This window comes from Sphingomonas sp. OTU376 (assembly GCF_038440415.1).
In the GTDB taxonomy this organism is placed as follows: Bacteria; Pseudomonadota; Alphaproteobacteria; order Sphingomonadales; family Sphingomonadaceae; genus Sphingomonas; species Sphingomonas kyeonggiensis_A.
Window position 1 is genome coordinate 1 of the sequence record NZ_JASATQ010000038.1, and the last position, 18,644, is coordinate 18,644.

Sequence of the window (18,644 nt, forward strand, 5' to 3'; positions counted from 1 at the left end):
CGCGCGCCCGCGCCCCCCCCCCCCCCCCCCCCCCCCCCCCCCCCGGGGAAGCAGGTCTGTCGAGCCGGCGGATAGGCAAGCTCAGTTGCCCGGTGCAGGCGCTGCCGGAGCGGGTGCATCGGCGGGCGGGGGCGGCGGCGGGCCCATGCGGTGGTGACCGGGGCCGCCCGGCCCCTCACGGCCGGGACCGAAGCCGGGGCCGCCATGCGGACCGCGCTCGGGGCCGCCGCGACCGCCGCGGTGGAAGCCATGGCCGCGGCCGTGCATGCGGTGCTGTTCGAAGCGGCCGAAGCGGATTTCCTCGCGGGAGAGCTTGCCGTCCTTGCTGACGTCGAACTTCTCGAAGCGGGCGGCGGCGGCCTTCATCCACTCGTCCTTGCTGACGAAGCCGTCCTTGTTGAGGTCCATCGGGTTGTGACGCGGGGCGCGCTGTTCCGCCTTGGGCGGGGTGCGGTCCTGCGGAGCCGCCATCGCGGCGCCGGTGCCGAAGGTGAGGGCGCTGGCTGCGAGCAGCGCGGCGAATTTCAGTTTCATCATGCCTTTTCTCCGCTCCAGTGATGTCTGGATGAGGAAGGATTAGGCCCAGGCTGTCGCGCGGGTTTCTCGGAACGGGGGCGAAATTGTCGCAACTTGTCGGGCGTGGCGCTGCGTTGCCAATAGCGATGATAGCGGTATCATCTGTGCAAAATCGAGCAGGAGAGGGCAATGCGGGACTGGGCGTTCGACAGGCGCGGGGCGATGGGGCTGTTCGCGGTCGCGGGGGCCGCGCTGGCCGCTCCGAGGGCCCGGGCGAAGCGTGCGGCCGCTGCTGCGAACCTGCTCTGGTACGAACAGCCGGCCAGGGAATGGACCGAGGCGCTGCCGATCGGCAATGGCCGGATCGGCGCAATGGTGTTCGGCGGGATCGGCGAGGAACGGCTGCAGCTCAACGAGGATACGCTCTGGGCTGGCGGCCCCTATGATCCGGTCAATCCGGCGGCGAAGGCGGCGCTGCCCGAGGTGCGACGGCTGATCTTCGAGGGCAGGTTCGCCGAGGCGGAGAAGCTTGCGAACGAGAAGCTGATGGCGACGCCGCTTCGGCAGGCGGCGTACCAGACGATCGGCAGCCTGGGGATAGCGATGCCCGGGCTCGATGCGGTACGGGCGACCGGGTATCGGCGCAGCCTCGACCTCGACGCGGCGCTGGCCGAGACGGAGTTCGCGATCGACGGCGTGGCCTATCGCCGCCGGGTGATCGCCTCGCCGGTCGACCAGGTGATCGCGGTGGAACTGGGTGCCAGCCGGCCGGGCGCGGTTTCCTGCCGGCTCTCCTTCACCTCGCCCGAGAAGAAATGGACGATGCGGGCCGACGGGAACGCGCTGGTATTGAGCGGGCAGAATGATCCGCATGGCGCGATCGCGGGCGCGCTGCGCTTCGAGGCGCGGGTGGAAGTCGAAGCCAGAGGCGGGCGGGTGCGTGCCGAGGGCGATGCGCTGGTGGTCGAGGGTGCCGATGGCGTGACGCTGCGGATCGCGATGGCGACCAGCTACAAGCGCTATGACGATGTCAGCGGCGATCCGACCGCGATCACCACGCGCCAGATCGCGGCGGCGCGGGGCAAGGGTTTTGCCGCGCTCGCCGCGGCGACGGCGGCCGAGCATCGCCGGCTGTTCCAGCGGGTGACGCTCGACCTGGGCAGTACCCCGGCAGCGGCGCTGCCGACCGACCGGCGCATCCGCGAGTCCGAGAGCAGCGACGATCCGGCGCTGGCGGCGCTCTACTTCCAGTATGCGCGCTATTTGCTGATCTGCTCGTCACGGCCGGGAACGCAGGCGGCGAACCTCCAGGGCATCTGGAACGACAAGCCGAGCCCGCCCTGGGGCAGCAAGTACACCATCAACATCAATACCGAGATGAACTACTGGCCGGCGCACACCACCAATCTGGCCGAGTGCGCGGAGCCGCTGGTCCAGCTGGTCCGCGAGATCGCCGAGACGGGGGCGAAGACGGCACGCGACATGTACGGCGCGCGGGGCTGGGTATGCCATCACAATACCGATCTATGGCGGGCGACCGCGCCGATCGACGGGGCAAAATACGGGCTGTGGCCGATGGGCGGGGCGTGGCTCTGCACGCACCTATGGGAGCGGTACGAGTACGCGCCGGACCGCGCGTATCTGGAGTCGATCTGGCCGATCCTGGCGGGGGCCTGCCGGTTCTTCCTCGATACGCTGCAGGTCGATGCCGAGACCGGGCACCTGGTCACCAACCCCTCGCTCTCGCCCGAGAACGGGCATGGCCATGGCTCGTCGCTGATCTTCGCGCCGACGATGGACAGCCAGATATTGCGGGACCTGTTCGACCAGACGGTTGCGGCTGCCGGCGTGCTCGGGCGCGATGCGGCGCTGGTGCGCGAGATCGGGGCGGCCCGGGCCAAGCTGCCGCCGATGCGGGTGGGCAGGCAGGGCCAGCTGCAGGAATGGCCGTTCGACTGGGACGACGATGCCGAGGATGTCCACCACCGGCATGTCTCGCACCTCTACGGGCTCTATCCGAGCCACCAGATCGATCCGGAGCGCACGACCGAACTCGCGGCGGCGGCGAAACGCAGCCTCGAGATCCGCGGCGACAAGGCGACCGGATGGGCGACGGCGTGGCGGATCAACCTGTGGGCGAGGCTGCGCGACGGCGACCACGCGCACGGGATCCTGAAGTTCCTGCTCGGGCCCGAGCGCACCTATCCCAACATGTTCGACGCGCATCCGCCCTTCCAGATCGACGGCAATTTCGGCGGCGCGGCGGGGATCGTCGAGATGCTGGTGCAGAACCGCGGTGCGCGGATCGACCTGCTGCCGGCGCTGCCGGGGGCATGGCGCGAGGGCAGGGCGAACGGCCTGCGTACGCGGGGTGGCTGCACGATCGACCTTTCCTGGCGGAATGGGAAGCTGGAGCAGGCGCGGCTGCGCGGCACCATTGCCGGAACGCGGGAGGTCCATCTGGGCGGCAAGGCGCGGACGGTGCGGATCGTGCCCGGGCGGGAAGTCCGCCTGTCGGCACGCGACTTCGCCTAGCCTTCGGGCGTGTCGCCGCCCTCGAGCGTCGGCAGGGTGAAGGTGAACACCGCGCCGCCCGCCGGATCATTGGCGGCGGCGAACACGCCGCCATGCAGCTCGACGATGCGCTTCGAGATCGACAGGCCGATGCCCATGCCCTCGCTCGCGCTGTTGGCCGAGAAGCGCTGGAAGAGCTGGTTCAGCGTCTCCGGCGGCAGCCCGGGGCCATTGTCGCGGCACTCGATCTCGATCATCTGGTCGTCCGCGGCATGGGCGGTGATCCGGATCTGCGGGTCCTCGGTGCCCGCCTTGCGCAACGCCTCCAGCGCATTGCGCAGCAGGTTGACCAGGACCTGCTGGACCTGGACGCGATCGACAAATGCGCTGAGATTGTCCGGGTCGACCTGATAGTCGATCTGGGCGGCGAGGCGGCCGGAGCCGACCAGCACCAGTCGCACCGCGTCCTCGATCAGCGGGCGCATCGGCTCGACGCTGCGCTCGGTATCGTTGCGCTCGGTGAAGCTGCGCAAGCGGCGGATGATCTCGCCGGCCTGCATCACCTGCTCGCGGGCGTTGCCGACCAGCTCGGTGCCCGGCCCCTCGGTACCGCTGACCTTGGCGACCATCGCGGCGGCGGAGAGATAGTTGGCGGCGGCGGTGAGCGGCTGGTTGAGCTCGTGCGCGAGATCGGCGGCGGCCTCGCCCATGGCGCTCTGGCGGGCGAGATGGGCGAGCTCGGCGTTGAGCTGGGCGACCTGGTCGTCGATGCCGAACTGGGTGGACATGTCGCGGATGAAGACCGTCAGGCACTCCTCGTCCCCGGTCTCGACGCGGCCGGCGCGGACTTCGACCGGAAAGGTCGATCCGTCGCGGCGCAGCCCGACCGCGCTGAGCGGCTCGGCATCGGCCGGGCGCAGCTCGCGCCCGCGCAGGCCGGCGAGCTCGCCTTCGTAGCGGATGCTGTTGGCGGCGGGGGCGAGCATGGTGACCGGCTGGCCGACGACTTCGTCCGCCGAATAGCCCCACAGCTTCTCGGCTGCCTTGCTGAAATCGAGGATCGTGCCGCTTTCGTTGATCAGCACCACCGCGTCGGGCACCATCGCCAGCACCGCGCTAAGCTTCGCCTCGCGGATCGCGAGCGCGCGGCTCTGCGCCTCGGAATGGCGGACCGCGCGGGCCAGCACCCAGGCGAGGATCACCACGTCGAGAGTGAGAACCAGGAACTGCGCCGCATTGAAGCCGAGCAGCCCGGACTGGACGGTGACGAACCCGAGCAGGGACGGGATGACCGGAAGGATGATGATCGCGGGCGCCAGCTGCGAAAGCAGCGACCAGCTTCGCTCGCCGGGCTGGCGGCGCATCGCGTAGAGGATCAGCGCGGTGGCGGGGGCGAGCGCCAGCATGGTCGAGATCGCCGAGCGCCCGAGAAACCCGGGCGTGGCGCCGCCCGCGGCGAGCAACGCGGCGGTCGCCAGCAGGGTAAGCGCGATCGTCGCACTGGCGAGGATGACGCCGATGATCTGGTGGATGCGCCGGTTCGAAGTGACGCCCAGTGCAGCCAGCGCACCAGCGGTCTGCATCGCGGCGGTTCCACCGGGAAGAACGCCGTGGTTGCGCACGCCCATCCGCAAGACGGTGTCGTAGAAGAACAGCCGCTCCAGGGCGAACGCGCCGGTCAGATACTGCACCACCGCAAGGCCGAGCAGCAGACCCGCGGGGATCAGGGCGATCCGCGCCAGCCTGGGTTGGCCGATCACCACCAGGAAGGTGGCAAGCGTCACGCTGCAGCCGATGAACGCAACGAGCGGCGCGACCGCATAGTTCGGATCGCCGAACCCGCGCAGCACCGGAATGCCGAGCAGCCAGCCGATCGTGGGCAGCGACAGGATCAGGCAGCTGATCCCGGCGAGCCAGGCGGGCAGGCGTGACGCGCCGAGAGCCGCCCAGCGGCCCCCGGATAACGTCTCAGCCTGTCTTTGTGCGGCCCTGCCTACCATGATCCTTCCGGATGCCGGGCCCATGCCCGTCCGGGCCCGTCATAGCAGGAAGCAGCCAAACTGGCGTAATCCGGAAAAACCGCAGGTCGCTGGAACGTTTCGCTCGCGCAACCCGTTGATGGGAAAACTCTAAATGGAGAGCGTGCCGATGCTTTGGACCGTCGTTGTCATCCTGCTGGTCTTGTGGCTGCTGGGCTTCACCTTCCACGTCGCCGGTGGGATCATCCATCTGCTGCTGGTGATCGCCATCGTGGTCGGCCTGATCCAGCTCTTCACGGGCCGCAGGGTCGTCTAGCCTTAGTCCCCGGGCGGCCCGAGATACGCTTCACCGTAGACTGCCTTGCGGAAGTCGCGGTGGAGCGAGACCTGGAAGGGCTTGGTCTGGACGAAGAACACGGCCGCCAGCTTGTTGGCGGGATCGACCCAGAACAGGGTGGAGGCCGCGCCGTCCCAGAAGAACTCGCCGACCGCACCGCGCTGTTCGTCAGGCGTCAGCGGCTGGCCCACGCGCACCGCGAAATCGAAGCCGAAGCCGACATTGCCCTTTCCGGGTAGCCAGCTCCGCTCCTTTATCCGGGGATCGAGCTGGTTGGTGGCCATCAGACGCACGGTGGCGGGCTTTAGGATGCGCACGCCGTCAAGGCTGCCCTGGCCGAGCAACATGCGGGCGAAGCGCATGTAATCGTCGATCGGCGCGACGATTCCGGCACCGCCCATGGTCATCGCCGGCTTGGGGAAATTGCGCTGGCGGGTGATGGCGTCGGGCTCGCGGCTGAGCTTCTTGTCGGCGCCGAGGATATAGGTCGCGGCAAAGCGATCGAGCCGCTCCATCGGCTGGGTCCAGGCCGCTTCCTTGATGCCGAGCGGCTGGAGAATGTGCTCGCGGACATAGTCCTCGAACTTCTGGCCGGAGAGCTTCTCGACGAGCAGCGCCTGCACATCGACCGCCGAGCTGTATCGCCATTCGCTGCCGGGTTCGAAGATCAGCGGCGTGTGCGCGAGGCGGTGCCCGAACTCGGCCAGATCATGATCGAGACCAAGCGGATCGGCGGCGGCAAAGGCCTTTTCCGCGTTGCTCGGGCCGTCGCCATAGGCGAAGCCAGCCGTATGGCGCAGCACGTCGCGGACGGTTACCGGACGCTTCGAGGGGCGCCAGACCGGCTGGCCCTGCGCATCGGTGCCGTCCTGCACGAGCATCGTCGCGAATTCGGGGAGATAGCGGGAAAGGGGATCGTCGAGCCCGAACCTGCCCTGTTCCCAGAGCTGCATCAGAGCGACGCCGGTGACCGGCTTGGTCATCGAATAGATCTGAACCAGCGTGTCGCGGCTGAACGGCCGGTTCGCCTCGCGATCGGCCAGACCGGTGGCGCCGAAATAGACTTCGCGCCCATCCTTCCAGACCAGCGCCTCGACGCCGGTGGCGCGGCCGCTGGCCACCATATCGGCGAGCGCGCGATCGATGCGCGCCTTGTCGATCCGGAACGTCGCCGTGGCGGCCGGTTTCTCCTGCGCCAGGGCGGGCAGGGGCTGCACGACCAGCAGCGCGGCGAGGATGGGCAGGACCTGTCGCATATGCTCTCCCACATTCTATTTTCCGTTGGTGGTAGCGTTACCCGGGTGGTGCGTACAGCTACGACCTTGGTCGCGTGTCAGGCACGCGCTTGCAGCATGGCGCGCCCTGCGCCAAAGAGGTTCGACCTTGCGGGGAGCCTTCATCTTGAACATCAGCCCGACCGACTTCGCCAGCCTGCTCTGCTCGCGGCTCTGCCACGATTTGCTGAGCCCGGTGGGGGCGCTCAACAATGGGCTGGAGCTGCTCGCCGACGAGCATGATCCCGAGATGCGCGCGCGCTGCCTGGAACTACTCAACGAGAGCGCCAAGGCGAGTGCCAACAAGCTGAAGTTCTTCCGCCTGGCCTTCGGCGCGGCCGGTGGTTTCGGCGAGACGGTGGATACGCGCGAGGCGCAGGCGGCGATCGAAGGGCTGTTCGGCGAGAACCACCGCGTCAATGTCGGCTGGATGGTCGAGGATCCTGTCCTCCCCAAGCAGGCGATCAAGGTGCTGATGAACCTGTCGCTGATCGGCGGCGACGCACTGATCCGCGGCGGTCAGCTCGATATCGGCGCCGAGATCGTCGATGGGAATATCGAGATCGTGGTGCGCGCCGACGGCCCGCGCATCGTGCTCGATCCCGAGCTGCGCAGCGCGCTGGCCGGCGGCAAGGACGATGTGCCGATCACCCCGCGCGCGGCGGCGGCCTATCTTGTCCATGCGCTGGTGACCCAGGGCGGCGGCGTGCTTCAGGTCAGCCCGCCGGATGCAGAGGTGCTGCTGTTCGGGGCGAGCTTCCGCGTCGCCTGAGATATTCGACTACAGTTGTAGTTGAACGATCAGCATCGCCATGACATGCTTGCGAGGTTCGCGGGCATGGGAGTGGCGTATGCGGGGCTTGAAGATCGCGGGGACGGTGCTGGCGCTTGGCGTGGCGACGCCCTGTACCGCGCAATCCTATCATGACCTGGTCGATGCCAGCGATGGCTTCAACGGCGTCGCGCTGGTCGGCACCGGCAAGCAGGTCCGCTTCGTCGAAGGGATCGGCCGGGCGGATGCCGCGAATGGTGTGCCGATGCTGGCGAATACGCGGTTCGAGACCGGATCGGTTTCCAAATGGGTCGCTTCGATCGTGATCCTCAAGCTGGTCGACCAGGGCAGGCTCGACCTCGATGCGCCGATAACCCGCTACCTGCCCGACTATCGCGCCGATACCGGTGCCCGGCTGACGCTCCGGCGGCTGATGAGCCATTCGAGCGGCGTGCCCAACGATATCCAGGCGGCGCGCAAGGATCCCGCCACGCGCGGCATCGAGATGGAGCAGATGGCGGCCGTACGGCGCTACGCAAGCGGCGACCTGGCCTTCGCGCCCGGCACCGAATGGGACTATTCGCACTCCAACTGGCTGATCGCAAAGGCCGTTGCCGAGCGCATCAGCGGCAAGCCCTATGCCGCCCTGGTCGAGCAGCTGCTGGTCCGGCCGCTGGGGCTGAAGGACAGTGGCGTCTATCGCGGCGACTCCGGCGCGGTGCGGGGCATGGCGCAGGGTTATGCGGCGCTTGTCCCCGAGCCGGTGCGCAAGCCCAACCCGGTGCCTGATTTCATGGCGATGGCTGGCGGTTTCTATACCAGCGCGCCGGATCTGCTGGTGCTGATGAACGCGGTGCTGGACGGCAGATTTCTCAGCCCGGCTTCGCGCAAGGCGCTGACGACCACGCTGATGCCCGACCAGCATTATGCGCTGGGTGGCCGGGTGCGGATCGAGAAGATCGGGGGGAGGGACCGCGAGGCGGCGTGGGAGGATGGCTCGAACGGCGGCTTCCGGATGCTCGCGCGCCGCGTGCTTGCCGACGGGCACACGGTAATCGTCCTCACCAACGCGAGCTATGACTATCAGAAGCTCGGCGACCTCGGCACGGCGCTGCTCGATGCCAGCTATGCGGGTGGCGAAGCCCGTTAGGCCTCGTCGAAGTCAGTTGCCCTCGACCGACCAGATCGTGCAGCGCGCGAGCCAGGTTTCGAGCTGTTCGATTAACTCGGTATAGGACCGCGTTTCGATGCTGTGCATCAGCTTTGCATTGGCGTCGAAAGCGAAAGGGGCATCGTTCTGGCGCCTGCCGCGTGCGTCGCGTGGCCAGGGTTGATATTGCACCGTTAGCTCGAAATGGCCGTCGGGGTTGTGCTCAGGCCGGAATTCCACGTCGATCACGAAGCGCCTGCCGGGGTTCGTGGCGTAGAACACACTGGAGCCGCCAAAATCGCCGTCCTCCACGCGCTTGTCGCGGTGGAGCTGGTTCCATCCGATGCTCCAGCCTGCCGGTATCCGCAGCGGAGTCAGCTCGGCATAGTCGGGTGCTTTCTCGCAATTGGCGAATGTTCCGGCTGATTTCCTGAAGGCGCGCGTACCGTCCATGCAGGACAGGGTTCCATGGACGATCGCGGTGCGCAAGCCGGCGTCTTTCGTCGGAGCAGCTAACGCCCTTTTAACCACCCATCCCGCACAAGACCCCCGCAAATTTGCTTTCCGGGGCCCCATGGACGACCTGCTGCAGGAATTCATCGCCGAGACGCGAGAAACGCTCGAAGCGCTTTCGGGCGAGATCGTCGCGTGGGAAGCGCATCCCGCCGATCGCGCACGCCTCGACGCCATTTTCCGCTTCGTGCACACCGTGAAGGGGAGCTGCGGCTTCCTCGACCTGCCGCGTCTCGGTCGCCTCAGCCATGCCGCCGAGGACGTGCTGGCACAGGTCCGCGACGGCAAGCGCGCGCCGGATCGCGCGCTGGTCAATGCCGTGCTCGCGGTGGTCGACCGGATCGGCGAGCTGGTCGAAGCCATCGAATCGGGCACCGGGCTGGATGACAGCGGCGACGAACTGCTGATCGCCGCGCTTGCCGAGGGCGCCGAGGAAATCGCCCATGCCGGCCCGATCGTCAGCCGTGCTCCGGCACGCAGCGTGCGCCTGAACGTCGACCTGCTCGACCGGATGATGTCCGGCATGTCGGATATGGTGCTCGCTCGCAACGAGCTGGCCCGGCGGCTGCGCCAGGGCGAAGTCGATCCCGCGATCGAGGCGGCGCTCGAGCGCCTGTCGCTCACCGTCGGCGAGATGCGCGACACGGTGACCCGCACGCGCATGCAGAAGATCGACGCGCTGTTCTCCGCGCTGCCGCGCATGGTGCGCGACACGGCGGCGGGGCTGGGCAAGTCGGTGATGCTCCAGGTCGAGGGCTCGGACGTCGAGCTCGACCGCGAGATGATCGAAGTGATGCGCGACCCGCTGGTCCACATCATCCGCAATTCGATCGACCATGGCATCGAGGCGCCGGCCGAGCGCCGCGCCGGCGGCAAGCGCGAGAATGGCCGCCTGTCGGTCTCGGCGCGCCAGTCAGGCAACCAGATCATCATCGAGATCGCGGACGATGGCCGCGGCATCGATACCGAGCGGCTGATCCAGAAGCTGGTCGCGCAGGGGCGCGACGAAGCCAAGCTGCGCAGCCTGTCGAACCGCGCCAAGCTGGAGTTGGTGTTCGAGCCGGGCCTTTCCTCCAAGGACGTGGTCAGCGAGATTTCGGGCCGCGGCGTCGGCATGGACGTGGTGCGCGCCGCGATCGAGCAGATCGGCGGGCGCGTCGAGCTCGACAGCACGCTCGGCAAGGGGTTGCGTCTTGCCATCCATGTGCCGCTGACCCTGTCGATCATCTCGACGATCGTGGTCGGCGTCGACGGCCAGCGCTTCGCGATCCCGCGCCAGTCGATCGAGGAGATCGTCACCGAGCGCGGCGATGCGATCCGCGTCGACACGATCGGTGGTTCTCCGGTCGCCACGGTGCGCGAGCGCCGCATGCCGCTGATCCATCTCGCCGACATGCTCGGCCTGCCGGCAACCACCGCGCGCGACGAGGGTGGGCAGATGCTCGCGATCGTCAGCGTGAGCGAGGGGAGCTATGCGCTCGCTGTCGATACGGTGCTCGACAATGAGGAGCTGGTCATCAAGCCGGCTTCGCCTGCCGTCATGTCCACCGGCCTCTATGCCGGCCAGACGCTGCCCGATTCGGGCCTGCCGATGCTGCTGCTCGATTGCGCCGGCATGGCCAAGGCGGCGAGCCTGGATTTCAGCCGCGACAGCCAGCAGCTGTTCGAGGAAGAGGAAGAAGTGGAAGTCGCGCAGGGCCTGCCGGCGCTGCTGTTCCGCGATCTCGACGGCGTGCGCCGCGCGGTGCCGCTCGCGGCGGTCGATCGCGTCGAGCAGGTCGATGCCGGCAACGTCCGCTTCGCCGCCGGCCGCTTCCGCGTGACCATCGACGAGCGCATCCTGCCGCTCGCCGCGCATGGCGATCTGGACGGGCTCGGGCGGATCAATGTGCTGCGCCTCAAGGACGGCACCAACGAAGTCAGCTATGCGATCGAGGAAGCCGCCGACATCGTGCTGCTGCCCGAAGAGATCGCGCCGGCCCGCGAACCGGGGCCGATCGCCGGCGTCGTGCTGGTCGATGGCGAGCAGATCGAACTGGTCGACATGCTGTGGATCTTCGACGAGCATGCCGAGCGCGAAGTCGAGGATGCGCCGCCGCTTTGCCTGATCTCGGGCGACAATGACGGCTGGATGGCATCGTTCGTGAAGCCGCTGCTGGAAGCCTCGGGATACCGCGTCGCGCTGCGCCTGGCGCCGGGCGAGACGCCGGCCGTGGTGCTCTCCACCGAGGAGAACCAGGGCGCCATGGGCAGCCCCGCGCCGGTTGTCCGGCTGAGAAAGAAGCGCGCTTCGGGCGGCCTGGGCGACGATAGCGTCTATAGATATGACAGGGCGGGACTGCTTTCCGCGCTCGAAGCCCGGGTTTCCGGCAAGGCAGGTCGCTGATGTCGCATCTCTATCTCATCGCCCAGATTGCCGGGCGTGCCGTGGCGATCGACTCCGAACAGGTCGAGTCGGTGGTGGATATCGGCGAGGTGACGGCGGTGCCGCGCGCCTCGCAGCATGTCCGCGGGCTTGCCGCGCTGCGCAGCCGCGTGGTGACGGTGGTCGATACCCAGTCGGCGCTCGGCATGGCGGGCGGCAGCCCGGCGCGCCGTGCGGTGATCACCCATGTCGAGGGGCATCATTACGCGATGCTGGTCGATGCGCTCGACGATGTCGCGCCGTTCGACCTGCTGCCGCTCGCGCATGGCGTCACGCTCGATCCCGCCTGGCGCGGGGCGGGGCGGGGGATCGTCGAGCGCGACGGCGAACCGATCCTCGCGATCGATCTCGCCAGCCTCGTCCCCGGTCATGCCGGGATCAATTAGTTCGCAAGATTAACGTCGCACTCACATCTTTCGTGCACTGTCCACTCCCAACCTAGACACCTGAAAGCGGGGAACAGGGGAAAATGAAGACTTGTCTGGTAGTCGATGACTCCAAGGTGATCCGGAAGGTCGCCCGGCACATCCTGGAAACGCTCGACTTCGAAGTGCGCGAGGCTGGTGACGGCCGCGAGGCGCTGGACTCCTGCCTCCAGACCCCGCCGGACGTGATCCTGCTCGACTGGAACATGCCCGTGATGAGCGGCATGGACTTCCTGCGCGCGCTCAAGGATTCCGGGCTTCCGCAGCGCCCCAAGGTGGTGTTCTGCACTACCGAGAACGGCATGGCCTATATCCGCGCCGCCATCGAGGCCGGCGCCGACGAATATGTCATGAAGCCGTTCGACCGCGAGACGCTGGAAAGCAAGCTGCAGATCGTCGGCGTCGCGTAAGCGGCGCAGCCAAGGAGCCCAAGGTGGCGCACGCAACTCTTGCGGAAACCGGGTTCAGCGGCACCACCGCCGGGCCGGCGCAGGTGCTGATCGTCGATGACTCGGTCGTCGCACGCTCGGTGCTGGGGCGCATGGTGGAAGGCACGCGCCGCTTTCGCGTTGCCGCCGCCTATAGCGATGTGCGGGCCGCGCTCGACTATCTGAAGACCAACAGCGTCGACATCATCCTGCTCGACATCGAGATGCCGGGCATCGACGGCATCACCGCGCTGCCCGACGTGATCGCGGCGGGCAAGGGCGCCAAGGTGCTGATCGTTTCCTCGGCGGCCGAGCAGGGCGCGGCGGTGACCGTGCAGGCGCTGGCGCTGGGCGCGGCGGACACGCTGGTGAAGCCCGGAATCGGCGCATTCGGCGGCCGCTTCGCCGAAGTGCTGGAGGAGCGGCTTTCGCGCCTGCTCGAGGCGCATGTGCAGTCGCTTCCCGAACCGGCCCATCTTCCGCTTGCCGGCACCGCGCACCACAGCCATGCCGAGCCGGCCGCAGTGGCGCATCACCCGCATTACCAGTTTCCGGTCCAGGCCCCGGAGAATTTCGACCTGGTCGCGATCGGCGCCTCCACCGGCGGCATCCACGCGCTCAGCCAGCTGCTCCGCGCGATCCCGGCCAGTTTCCGCGTGCCGGTCCTGGTGACCCAGCATCTGCCCGTCTCGTTCATGAGCTATTTCGCGACGCAGCTCGCCGTGCTCGGCGGCCGCCCCTGTGAGGTCGCGACCGATCGCATGCGCATCCGGCCCGGCCGGATCATCGTGGCGCCGGGCGATGCCCATATGCGCGTGGTCCGCATGTCCGATGGCGCGGCGATCCGCCTGACCCATGAAAAGGCCTCGAGCGGCTGCATGCCCTCGGTCGACCCGATGTTCGAGAGCGTCGCGGAAGTGTTCGGCGCCCGCGCGCTCGGCGTGGTGCTGAGCGGCATGGGCCGCGATGGCTGCGAAGGCGCCAAGGACCTGATCGACGCCGGTGCCAAGGTGCTGGCGCAGGACAGGGCGAGCTCGGTGGTGTGGGGCATGCCCGGCGCCGTCGCCAATGCCGGCCGGGTCAGCGCGATCCTGCCGCCGGACGAGATCGGCCGGCTGATCGCGCGCGGCGGAGGCGGCGCATGATCCCGGGCAGCACGCCGATCGCCTCGGCAGGCGCAATGAACATGATCGCGGCGCTGCTCGAGCAGCGCGCCGGCCAGCAGATCGCAGCGAACCGCACCTGGCGGATCGAGACCGCGCTCAAGCCGATCCTGCGGGAACGCGGTCTGGGCAGCCTCGACGAGCTCGTCGCCCAGCTCATTGCGGCGCGGACCGGGGAGCTGGCCGACCAGGTGGTCGATGCGCTGCTCAACCAGGAAACCAGCTTCTTCCGCGACGTGGCGGTGCTCGACATGATCGCCGATGCCGCGCAGGCGATGCAGGCCGAGGCCGGTCACCGCCGGCTGCGCATCTGGTCCGCCGGCTGCTCGACCGGGCAGGAGCCGCTGAGCCTCGCCATGCTCTTTTCCGAGCGGGAAATGCCCGATCCGGAGATCGTGGCGACCGACGTTTCGCCGGCGGCGCTGGCGCGTGCCCGCAGCGGCCGCTTCTCGCAGTTCGAGATCCAGCGCGGCCTGCCGGTGCGCCGGATGATGACCTGGTTCGATTCGGTGAACGCCGATTGGGTCGCCAAGCCCGAGCTGGTCCGCAAGCTGCAGTTCCGCCAGCACAATCTTACGCTCGATGCGGCGCCGGCGGGATGCTTCGACATCATCCTGTGCCGCAACGTGATGCTCTATTTCTCGGTCGCGGTGCGGCGCAAGGTGTTCGACACACTGGCTTCGGCGATCCGTCCGGGCGGCCTGCTCGCGCTTGGTGCGGGCGAGACGGTGATCGGCCAGACCGACCATTTCACCCCGTGCGAGAAGTATCGCGGCTTCTATCGCCGGGTCGAGGCACCTGGGACGTTGCTCGCAACGGCTTGATCGCCATGGCCAAGCAGGGGTAGCGTCGGCGACGATGCATACCGGCCTGGTCTTCCTCGATGCGCCTTCGCCGAATTTCGACGAGCGTGCGCTCCCGGTCACGATGATCGTGCTGCACTATACCGGCATGGAAAGCGCCGAGGCCGCATTGGAGCGGATGCGCGACCCTGCCGCCAAGGTCTCGGCCCACTACATGGTCGACGAGGACGGCAACATCACCCGGCTGGTTCCCGAGGACAAGCGCGCCTGGCATGCCGGCCGCTCGCACTGGCGCGGGATCACCGACGTCAATTCGGCCTCGGTCGGCATCGAGATCGTCAATCCCGGCCATGAACATGGCTATCGTCCCTTTTCGGCCGAGCAGATGGGCTCGGTGATCCCGCTCGTCGCCGAGATCAAGGAGCGCTACGCGATCACCCGCGGGAACGTCGTCGGCCATTCCGACGTCGCGCCGGCGCGCAAGCAGGATCCGGGCGAGCTGTTCAACTGGCACGCGCTGGCCCGGCTGCGCCTGGCGCTGCCGCGGCCGACCAGGAACCTGCTCGATCCGGGCTGGCCCGATGCCGGCTTCATCATGGCGCTCGAGCGCTTCGGCTATGACGTGAGCGACGAGACCGCAGCGGTCACCGCCTTCCAGCGCCGCTTCCGTCCCGAGCTGGTCGATGGCGAGATCGACATGGAGTGCCGCTGCCTCCTGCTCGCCTTGCTCCTGCCCAAGCCGCAGGGCGATGACTGAGCCGGATTTGGTTACGCAGCCGTGCACTAAATTCATGCGGAACTCCGCAAGTATAGGATGATCTATAGGAAGGCGGAGGTTTTCGCCTTGAGCAATATCGGTTCGACATCCCTGGGCCCGGTCCAGGCCTATCTTTCCGGCGTGGCACGCGCCGATGCCAAGGGCGAAGTGCCCTCGTCCGTGAACATTCCGACCGTCAGCGAGGCGACCGACGCGGTCCGGCGGATCGCGGAGGTGCGCGGTGCCGACGATGTGGTGGGCATGGGATCGGACTATCGCAAGATCGCATTGGCGTCCGGGCTGAATGTCACCTGGAAGGTGGAAGTGATGGCCTGGGGCACCGCGATGCGCACCGTCGACCCGGAATAAGGCGCCTGAACACTTGCAGTTGCGTGCGGCGGCGCTAGACGGGGCACCGCCAGAGGATCGGGCGGCCGCGGGTGCGCAAGCACGCGAGGAAAGTCCGGGCTCCACGGAAACACGGTGCCGGGTAATGCCCGGCGGGGGCGACCCCAGGGAAAGTGCCACAGAGAGCAGACCGCTAAGTCCTTCGGGGCCAGCAAGGGTGAAAGGGTGCGGCAAGAGCGCACCGCGCGACCGGTAACGGAAGCGGCATGGTAAACCCCACCGGGAGCAAGACCGAATAGGGGCGGCATATGGGCCTGGTTCCGGCCCGTCGCCCGGGTTGGTTGCTGGAGCGGCGGAGCAATCCGTCGCCTAGAGGAATGGTCGCACATCGCCGAAAGGCGAGGACAGAACCCGGCTTATAGATCCTCTGGCATCATTTTACGGGACGGCGCCAGGCGCGCACCCGCTTGCGCCTGCGGGCCGAGTGTCTATCTGGGCGGGATGGCACGATCGACACGTTCTTCCGACTGGGGCTTTCCGCGCTGGCGCGCCTATGGCGCCGAGCGTGAGGCCGTGCAGGTGCGGATGTGCGATCGCCATGGCTGCGACCAGCCGGGCGACCGGCCCGCGCCCAAATCGCCGAACAGCCGCGAGCGCTGGTATTTCTGCGAGACGCACGCCGCCGAGTATAATCGTAACTGGGACTATTTCGCGGGCCTGACCGCCGAGGAAGCCGCCAAGCGCGAAGCCGATGAGCGCCGCGATGCCTCGGGCTTTGCCGAGGCGAAGTACAATGGCTGGGCCGGACCCGGCGACGGCAGCCGTTCGCGCGACGAAATCCGCGCCCTGGAAGTGCTCGAGCTCGAAGTCGATAGCGATTTCGAGGCGGTGCGCCTCGCATGGCGCCGGCTCGCCAAGGTCAATCATCCCGATGTGAAGCCCGGGGATGCCGAGGCCGCCAAGCGCTTCCAGGCGATCCAGGCGGCGTACGACGTGCTCAAGGCCGCCGAGGAGCGGCGCACCTGGAAGGGCGATTGAGCAAGCTTCGCGTCCATTCCAACTGGGAACATACCGTCCTGGTCTGCGCCAAATGCTCGAAGAAGCTGGACGGCGGCTTCGGGCCGAAAGGCAGGCAATCGCTCGCCAAGGCATTGCGCAAGCATCTCGGCCTGAAGAAGGGCCGCAAGGCCGAGGCGGGGATCGTCGAGGTGAAGTGCATGGGCGTCTGCCCGCGCGGCGCGGTGACGGTGATCGACGCCGGCGGGCCGGGCGAATGGCTGCTGGTGCCAAAGGGTGCCGATCTCGACGGCGTGGCCGGGGAACTGGGCCTCAAGCGCGGCTGAGCCTTCCAACATCGAAGGGGCGACGACTCGCCAAAGTACACGAAGTACAGGCCAAGAACGGGTTCCAGCCGGGCTTATTCTCCCTAATTTCTCGGGAATGCCGCGCATCTCGCAACCTGTTGCGCGTGCGTGATCCTATTCTTCCGACAGGGTCAAAGAGCGGCTGGCCATGGGGCCGGCTGCGCCAGCCCAGCAGGCGAAATCCTACATTGCAAGAGTGGGGTAGGGCAGGGTTGGTGTCCGGCTCGTCTTTCCCCGGCGAAGGCCGGGGTCCAGGACGGCCTTGGCCTTCGCCGGGGAAGAATAGGATTGCTCAGCCTGCCGCGTAGCGCCGCGCGGTTTCGCGCACCAGGGCGATCATGTTGGGGATGCCCTGGGTGCGATTCGAGCTGAGCTGGTTCTTCAGGTCGAACGGGGCGAGGGCGCTTTCGATATCGGTTGCCAGGATCTCGGCCGGGGCCTTGTCCTGCACCGTAAGCAGCACCAGTGCGATGATGCCCTTGGTGATCGCCGCGTTGGAATCGGCGAGGAAGTGGAGCGTGCCGTCGTCGCGCCTTGTGGGATAGACCCAGACGGAGGCCGAACAACCGCGGACCAGGGTCGCATCGGTCTTGAGCGCTTCGGGCATCTCCTCGAGTCCGCGGCCCAGATCGATCAACAGGCGGTAGCGGTCATCGGCTTCGAGGAACGCATATTCGTCCTGCAGGTCGGCGAGGCTGGTCATGCAGGGCGCTATAGCGTGGCCTCGCCTTTATTCCACCGTCACCCTGAACTTGTTTCAGGGTCCGACTCTCCATGGGCGATGTGCGGGGGGAGAGTTGGATGCTGAAACAAGTTCAGCATGACGGGACTTCGTTGGGGCAGCTCACAAATCCACGCCCGCCGCGATCGCTTCGAGCTTGCGGATGCGCTCCTTGAGATCGGCGATCTCGATCCGCGAGGCCGCGGTCGGCATTGCCGTCGCCACTTCGGGGCCGTGATGGGCATCGAGCTCCTGGCGCTTCAGGGCCAGCCAGCCGCGCCAGCCCGAGAGCCCGGCGGTGGTGATCATGGCGATCCCGGCGAGACCGGAGACGGCGAGGGTAAGGTAGAGAGTCGGATCCTGGGTCACGTCATGCCTCCCTTGGTCTGACGTCAGTTCTTGTCGCGCAGCGATTCGATCTCGCGGTCGAGACGGACGCTGCCTTCGGTGTCGGTAACCACGCGCTCGAGGACCTGGACGCGCTCCTTGAGCGCACGGACCTCGTCGCGGAGCCGGGCATTCTCGGCGACCGAGGCTGCGTCGGCATTGTTGCCGCGATAGACCTCGTTGCCGTCCTTGTCCTTGTGGATGCCGTAGCGCGCCTTGAGCACGCTGCCGATCGTGACGATCACGATAATCGCGACAACCATCTCGAACGGGTTCATTCCACTACTCCTTCAAACGCGCTTTGATCGATCAGTTCTGCTGGTTGGCCTTGGCCAGCCGCGCGGCGCGGCGAACAGGGCGGTCCCGCATTTCGGCGAGGACAATACCGCCCCCGCACAGTGCCGTCAGCACTGCGAGCATCACGATGGCAATCATTTCGGACTTTCCTCTTACTGGCGGCCCTTGTCGGCGCCGCGTGGGAACTTTCAATTCAGCGGGGGGGCATCCCGCAGCTGCTCGATCTCGTTGGCGAGATCGACGCCCTTGTCGGTGACGATGCGTTCCAGCACCCGGACCCGCTGCTCGAGCCTCTCGGTCTGGGCGGCGTACTGGGCTGCCTTCTCGGCGACCATCTGCGCCTCGAGCTCCATCTTGCGCTGCTGCAGCGCGAACCAGGGCTTGAGGAAGACGCCGCCGAAGATGGCGACCATGCCGCACAGGATACCCAGGATGGGGATGAGAATGGGGCTGATTTCCATCGTCTATCTC

The 18,644-nt window shown here is 67.4% G+C and carries 22 protein-coding genes and 1 other RNA gene; 14 read left to right on the plus strand and 9 right to left on the minus strand.

Annotated features, from left to right (window positions below; translation table 11 throughout):
* Positions 1-81: 81 nt before the first annotated feature.
* Complete coding sequence (locus tag AAHM44_RS15490) at positions 82-537, minus strand: hypothetical protein (RefSeq protein WP_184167446.1); 456 nt, start codon at positions 535-537, stop codon at positions 82-84.
* Positions 538-705: 168 nt separating this feature from the next.
* Between AAHM44_RS15490 and AAHM44_RS15495 the strand changes: the two genes are divergently transcribed.
* Positions 706-3,051 (plus strand): glycoside hydrolase family 95 protein, encoded by a 2,346-nt coding sequence (locus AAHM44_RS15495; RefSeq protein WP_342250553.1) that lies wholly within the window; start codon positions 706-708, stop codon positions 3,049-3,051.
* Here the strand turns inward: AAHM44_RS15495 and AAHM44_RS15500 are convergent.
* Complete coding sequence (locus AAHM44_RS15500; protein ID WP_342250554.1) at positions 3,048-5,030, minus strand: PAS domain-containing sensor histidine kinase; 1,983 nt, start codon at positions 5,028-5,030, stop codon at positions 3,048-3,050. The two genes, AAHM44_RS15495 and AAHM44_RS15500, sit on opposite strands and share 4 nt — an antisense overlap.
* Before the next feature lie 148 nt (positions 5,031-5,178).
* Between AAHM44_RS15500 and AAHM44_RS15505 the strand changes: the two genes are divergently transcribed.
* Positions 5,179-5,325: a lmo0937 family membrane protein gene (locus tag AAHM44_RS15505; RefSeq protein WP_269574889.1), complete on the plus strand. Its 147-nt coding sequence runs from the start codon at positions 5,179-5,181 to the stop codon at positions 5,323-5,325.
* A 2-nt stretch (positions 5,326-5,327) separates the two neighbouring features.
* Here the strand turns inward: AAHM44_RS15505 and AAHM44_RS15510 are convergent, their stop codons facing one another.
* Positions 5,328-6,602 (minus strand): serine hydrolase domain-containing protein, encoded by a 1,275-nt coding sequence (locus AAHM44_RS15510; protein WP_342250555.1) that lies wholly within the window; start codon positions 6,600-6,602, stop codon positions 5,328-5,330.
* Positions 6,603-6,747: 145 nt separating this feature from the next.
* Here AAHM44_RS15510 and AAHM44_RS15515 point away from each other — a divergent pair, with 145 nt between their 5' ends.
* Together AAHM44_RS15515 and AAHM44_RS15520 are read left to right on the plus strand one after the other, a co-directional pair.
* The gene (locus AAHM44_RS15515; protein ID WP_184167433.1) at positions 6,748-7,392 is read left to right on the plus strand and encodes a histidine phosphotransferase family protein; all 645 of its coding nucleotides are present in this window, start codon (positions 6,748-6,750) and stop codon (positions 7,390-7,392) included.
* Between the two features lie 79 nt (positions 7,393-7,471).
* Positions 7,472-8,542, plus strand: a complete 1,071-nt coding sequence (locus tag AAHM44_RS15520; RefSeq protein ID WP_342250556.1) for a serine hydrolase domain-containing protein — start codon at positions 7,472-7,474, stop codon at positions 8,540-8,542.
* A gap of 12 nt (positions 8,543-8,554) precedes the next feature.
* Here AAHM44_RS15520 and AAHM44_RS15525 read toward each other — a convergent pair whose 3' ends face one another.
* Positions 8,555-8,995: a hypothetical protein gene (locus AAHM44_RS15525; RefSeq protein ID WP_342250557.1), complete on the minus strand. Its 441-nt coding sequence runs from the start codon at positions 8,993-8,995 to the stop codon at positions 8,555-8,557.
* Positions 8,996-9,116: 121 nt separating this feature from the next.
* Between AAHM44_RS15525 and AAHM44_RS15530 the strand changes: the two genes are divergently transcribed.
* The 10 genes from AAHM44_RS15530 (at position 9,117) to AAHM44_RS15575 (ending at position 16,747) form a co-directional block, all read left to right on the plus strand.
* The gene (locus AAHM44_RS15530; protein ID WP_342250558.1) at positions 9,117-11,441 is read left to right on the plus strand and encodes a chemotaxis protein CheA; all 2,325 of its coding nucleotides are present in this window, start codon (positions 9,117-9,119) and stop codon (positions 11,439-11,441) included.
* A complete protein-coding gene (locus AAHM44_RS15535; protein WP_184167421.1) occupies positions 11,441-11,866 on the plus strand; it encodes a chemotaxis protein CheW in 426 nt (141 codons plus the stop codon). Before AAHM44_RS15530 ends, AAHM44_RS15535 begins: the two co-directional genes overlap by 1 nt.
* Positions 11,867-11,949: 83 nt before the next feature.
* Positions 11,950-12,315, plus strand: a complete 366-nt coding sequence (locus AAHM44_RS15540) for a response regulator (protein WP_086129096.1) — start codon at positions 11,950-11,952, stop codon at positions 12,313-12,315.
* Positions 12,316-12,446: 131 nt separating this feature from the next.
* Positions 12,447-13,478 carry a chemotaxis-specific protein-glutamate methyltransferase CheB gene (cheB, locus tag AAHM44_RS15545; protein WP_446745998.1) on the plus strand — a complete coding sequence of 344 codons (1,032 nt, stop codon included), beginning with the start codon at positions 12,447-12,449 and terminating at the stop codon, positions 13,476-13,478.
* A complete protein-coding gene (locus AAHM44_RS15550; protein ID WP_184167418.1) occupies positions 13,475-14,320 on the plus strand; it encodes a CheR family methyltransferase in 846 nt (281 codons plus the stop codon). The genes cheB and AAHM44_RS15550 overlap by 4 nt, the downstream gene beginning before the upstream one ends.
* 34 nt (positions 14,321-14,354) lie before the next feature.
* A complete protein-coding gene (locus AAHM44_RS15555; RefSeq protein WP_184167415.1) occupies positions 14,355-15,056 on the plus strand; it encodes an N-acetylmuramoyl-L-alanine amidase in 702 nt (233 codons plus the stop codon).
* A gap of 87 nt (positions 15,057-15,143) precedes the next feature.
* Complete coding sequence (locus AAHM44_RS15560) at positions 15,144-15,425, plus strand: hypothetical protein (RefSeq protein ID WP_342250560.1); 282 nt, start codon at positions 15,144-15,146, stop codon at positions 15,423-15,425.
* 49 nt (positions 15,426-15,474) lie between these two features.
* Positions 15,475-15,839: RNase P RNA component class A (gene rnpB / locus AAHM44_RS15565), an RNA gene on the plus strand.
* A gap of 66 nt (positions 15,840-15,905) precedes the next feature.
* Positions 15,906-16,442 (plus strand): J domain-containing protein, encoded by a 537-nt coding sequence (locus tag AAHM44_RS15570; RefSeq protein ID WP_184167410.1) that lies wholly within the window; start codon positions 15,906-15,908, stop codon positions 16,440-16,442.
* The gene (locus tag AAHM44_RS15575) at positions 16,439-16,747 is read left to right on the plus strand and encodes a (2Fe-2S) ferredoxin domain-containing protein (RefSeq protein WP_269574896.1); all 309 of its coding nucleotides are present in this window, start codon (positions 16,439-16,441) and stop codon (positions 16,745-16,747) included. Before AAHM44_RS15570 ends, AAHM44_RS15575 begins: the two co-directional genes overlap by 4 nt.
* Before the next feature lie 313 nt (positions 16,748-17,060).
* On the opposite strand, the gene AAHM44_RS15580 is transcribed toward AAHM44_RS15575, so the two are convergent.
* The 5 genes from AAHM44_RS15580 to AAHM44_RS15600 form a co-directional block, all read right to left on the minus strand.
* Positions 17,061-17,471 carry a SufE family protein gene (locus AAHM44_RS15580; protein ID WP_269574897.1) on the minus strand — a complete coding sequence of 137 codons (411 nt, stop codon included), beginning with the start codon at positions 17,469-17,471 and terminating at the stop codon, positions 17,061-17,063.
* Between the two features lie 141 nt (positions 17,472-17,612).
* Positions 17,613-17,858: a hypothetical protein gene (locus AAHM44_RS15585; protein WP_269574898.1), complete on the minus strand. Its 246-nt coding sequence runs from the start codon at positions 17,856-17,858 to the stop codon at positions 17,613-17,615.
* A gap of 23 nt (positions 17,859-17,881) precedes the next feature.
* Entirely contained in the window at positions 17,882-18,154 is a 273-nt protein-coding gene (locus tag AAHM44_RS15590) for a hypothetical protein (RefSeq protein ID WP_269574899.1), read from the minus strand.
* A 31-nt stretch (positions 18,155-18,185) separates the two neighbouring features.
* Positions 18,186-18,311 carry a hypothetical protein gene (locus AAHM44_RS15595; protein ID WP_260396066.1) on the minus strand — a complete coding sequence of 42 codons (126 nt, stop codon included), beginning with the start codon at positions 18,309-18,311 and terminating at the stop codon, positions 18,186-18,188.
* 50 nt (positions 18,312-18,361) lie between these two features.
* Positions 18,362-18,634, minus strand: coding sequence for a hypothetical protein (locus tag AAHM44_RS15600; protein WP_269574900.1), 273 nt, complete (start codon positions 18,632-18,634; stop codon positions 18,362-18,364).
* Positions 18,635-18,644 lie beyond the last annotated feature (10 nt).

Bases quoted from the DNA above. Each gene is read 5' to 3' on its own strand.
- AAHM44_RS15490 (WP_184167446.1), bottom strand. From the start codon at position 537: ATGATGAAACTGAAATTCGCCGCGCTGCTCGCAGCCAGCGCCCTCACC.
- AAHM44_RS15495 (WP_342250553.1), top strand. From the start codon at position 706: ATGCGGGACTGGGCGTTCGACAGGCGCGGGGCGATGGGGCTGTTCGCG.
- AAHM44_RS15500 (WP_342250554.1), bottom strand. From the start codon at position 5,030: ATGGTAGGCAGGGCCGCACAAAGACAGGCTGAGACGTTATCCGGGGGC.
- AAHM44_RS15505 (WP_269574889.1), top strand. From the start codon at position 5,179: ATGCTTTGGACCGTCGTTGTCATCCTGCTGGTCTTGTGGCTGCTGGGC.
- AAHM44_RS15510 (WP_342250555.1), bottom strand. From the start codon at position 6,602: ATGCGACAGGTCCTGCCCATCCTCGCCGCGCTGCTGGTCGTGCAGCCC.
- AAHM44_RS15520 (WP_342250556.1), top strand. From the start codon at position 7,472: ATGCGGGGCTTGAAGATCGCGGGGACGGTGCTGGCGCTTGGCGTGGCG.
- AAHM44_RS15525 (WP_342250557.1), bottom strand. From the start codon at position 8,995: ATGGACGGTACGCGCGCCTTCAGGAAATCAGCCGGAACATTCGCCAAT.
- AAHM44_RS15530 (WP_342250558.1), top strand. From the start codon at position 9,117: ATGGACGACCTGCTGCAGGAATTCATCGCCGAGACGCGAGAAACGCTC.
- AAHM44_RS15535 (WP_184167421.1), top strand. From the start codon at position 11,441: ATGTCGCATCTCTATCTCATCGCCCAGATTGCCGGGCGTGCCGTGGCG.
- AAHM44_RS15540 (WP_086129096.1), top strand. From the start codon at position 11,950: ATGAAGACTTGTCTGGTAGTCGATGACTCCAAGGTGATCCGGAAGGTC.
- cheB (WP_446745998.1), top strand. From the start codon at position 12,447: ATGGTGGAAGGCACGCGCCGCTTTCGCGTTGCCGCCGCCTATAGCGAT.
- AAHM44_RS15550 (WP_184167418.1), top strand. From the start codon at position 13,475: ATGATCCCGGGCAGCACGCCGATCGCCTCGGCAGGCGCAATGAACATG.
- AAHM44_RS15555 (WP_184167415.1), top strand. From the start codon at position 14,355: ATGCATACCGGCCTGGTCTTCCTCGATGCGCCTTCGCCGAATTTCGAC.
- AAHM44_RS15570 (WP_184167410.1), top strand. From the start codon at position 15,906: ATGGCACGATCGACACGTTCTTCCGACTGGGGCTTTCCGCGCTGGCGC.
- AAHM44_RS15580 (WP_269574897.1), bottom strand. From the start codon at position 17,471: ATGACCAGCCTCGCCGACCTGCAGGACGAATATGCGTTCCTCGAAGCC.
- AAHM44_RS15590 (WP_269574899.1), bottom strand. From the start codon at position 18,154: ATGAACCCGTTCGAGATGGTTGTCGCGATTATCGTGATCGTCACGATC.
- AAHM44_RS15595 (WP_260396066.1), bottom strand. From the start codon at position 18,311: ATGATTGCCATCGTGATGCTCGCAGTGCTGACGGCACTGTGCGGGGGC.
- AAHM44_RS15600 (WP_269574900.1), bottom strand. From the start codon at position 18,634: ATGGAAATCAGCCCCATTCTCATCCCCATCCTGGGTATCCTGTGCGGC.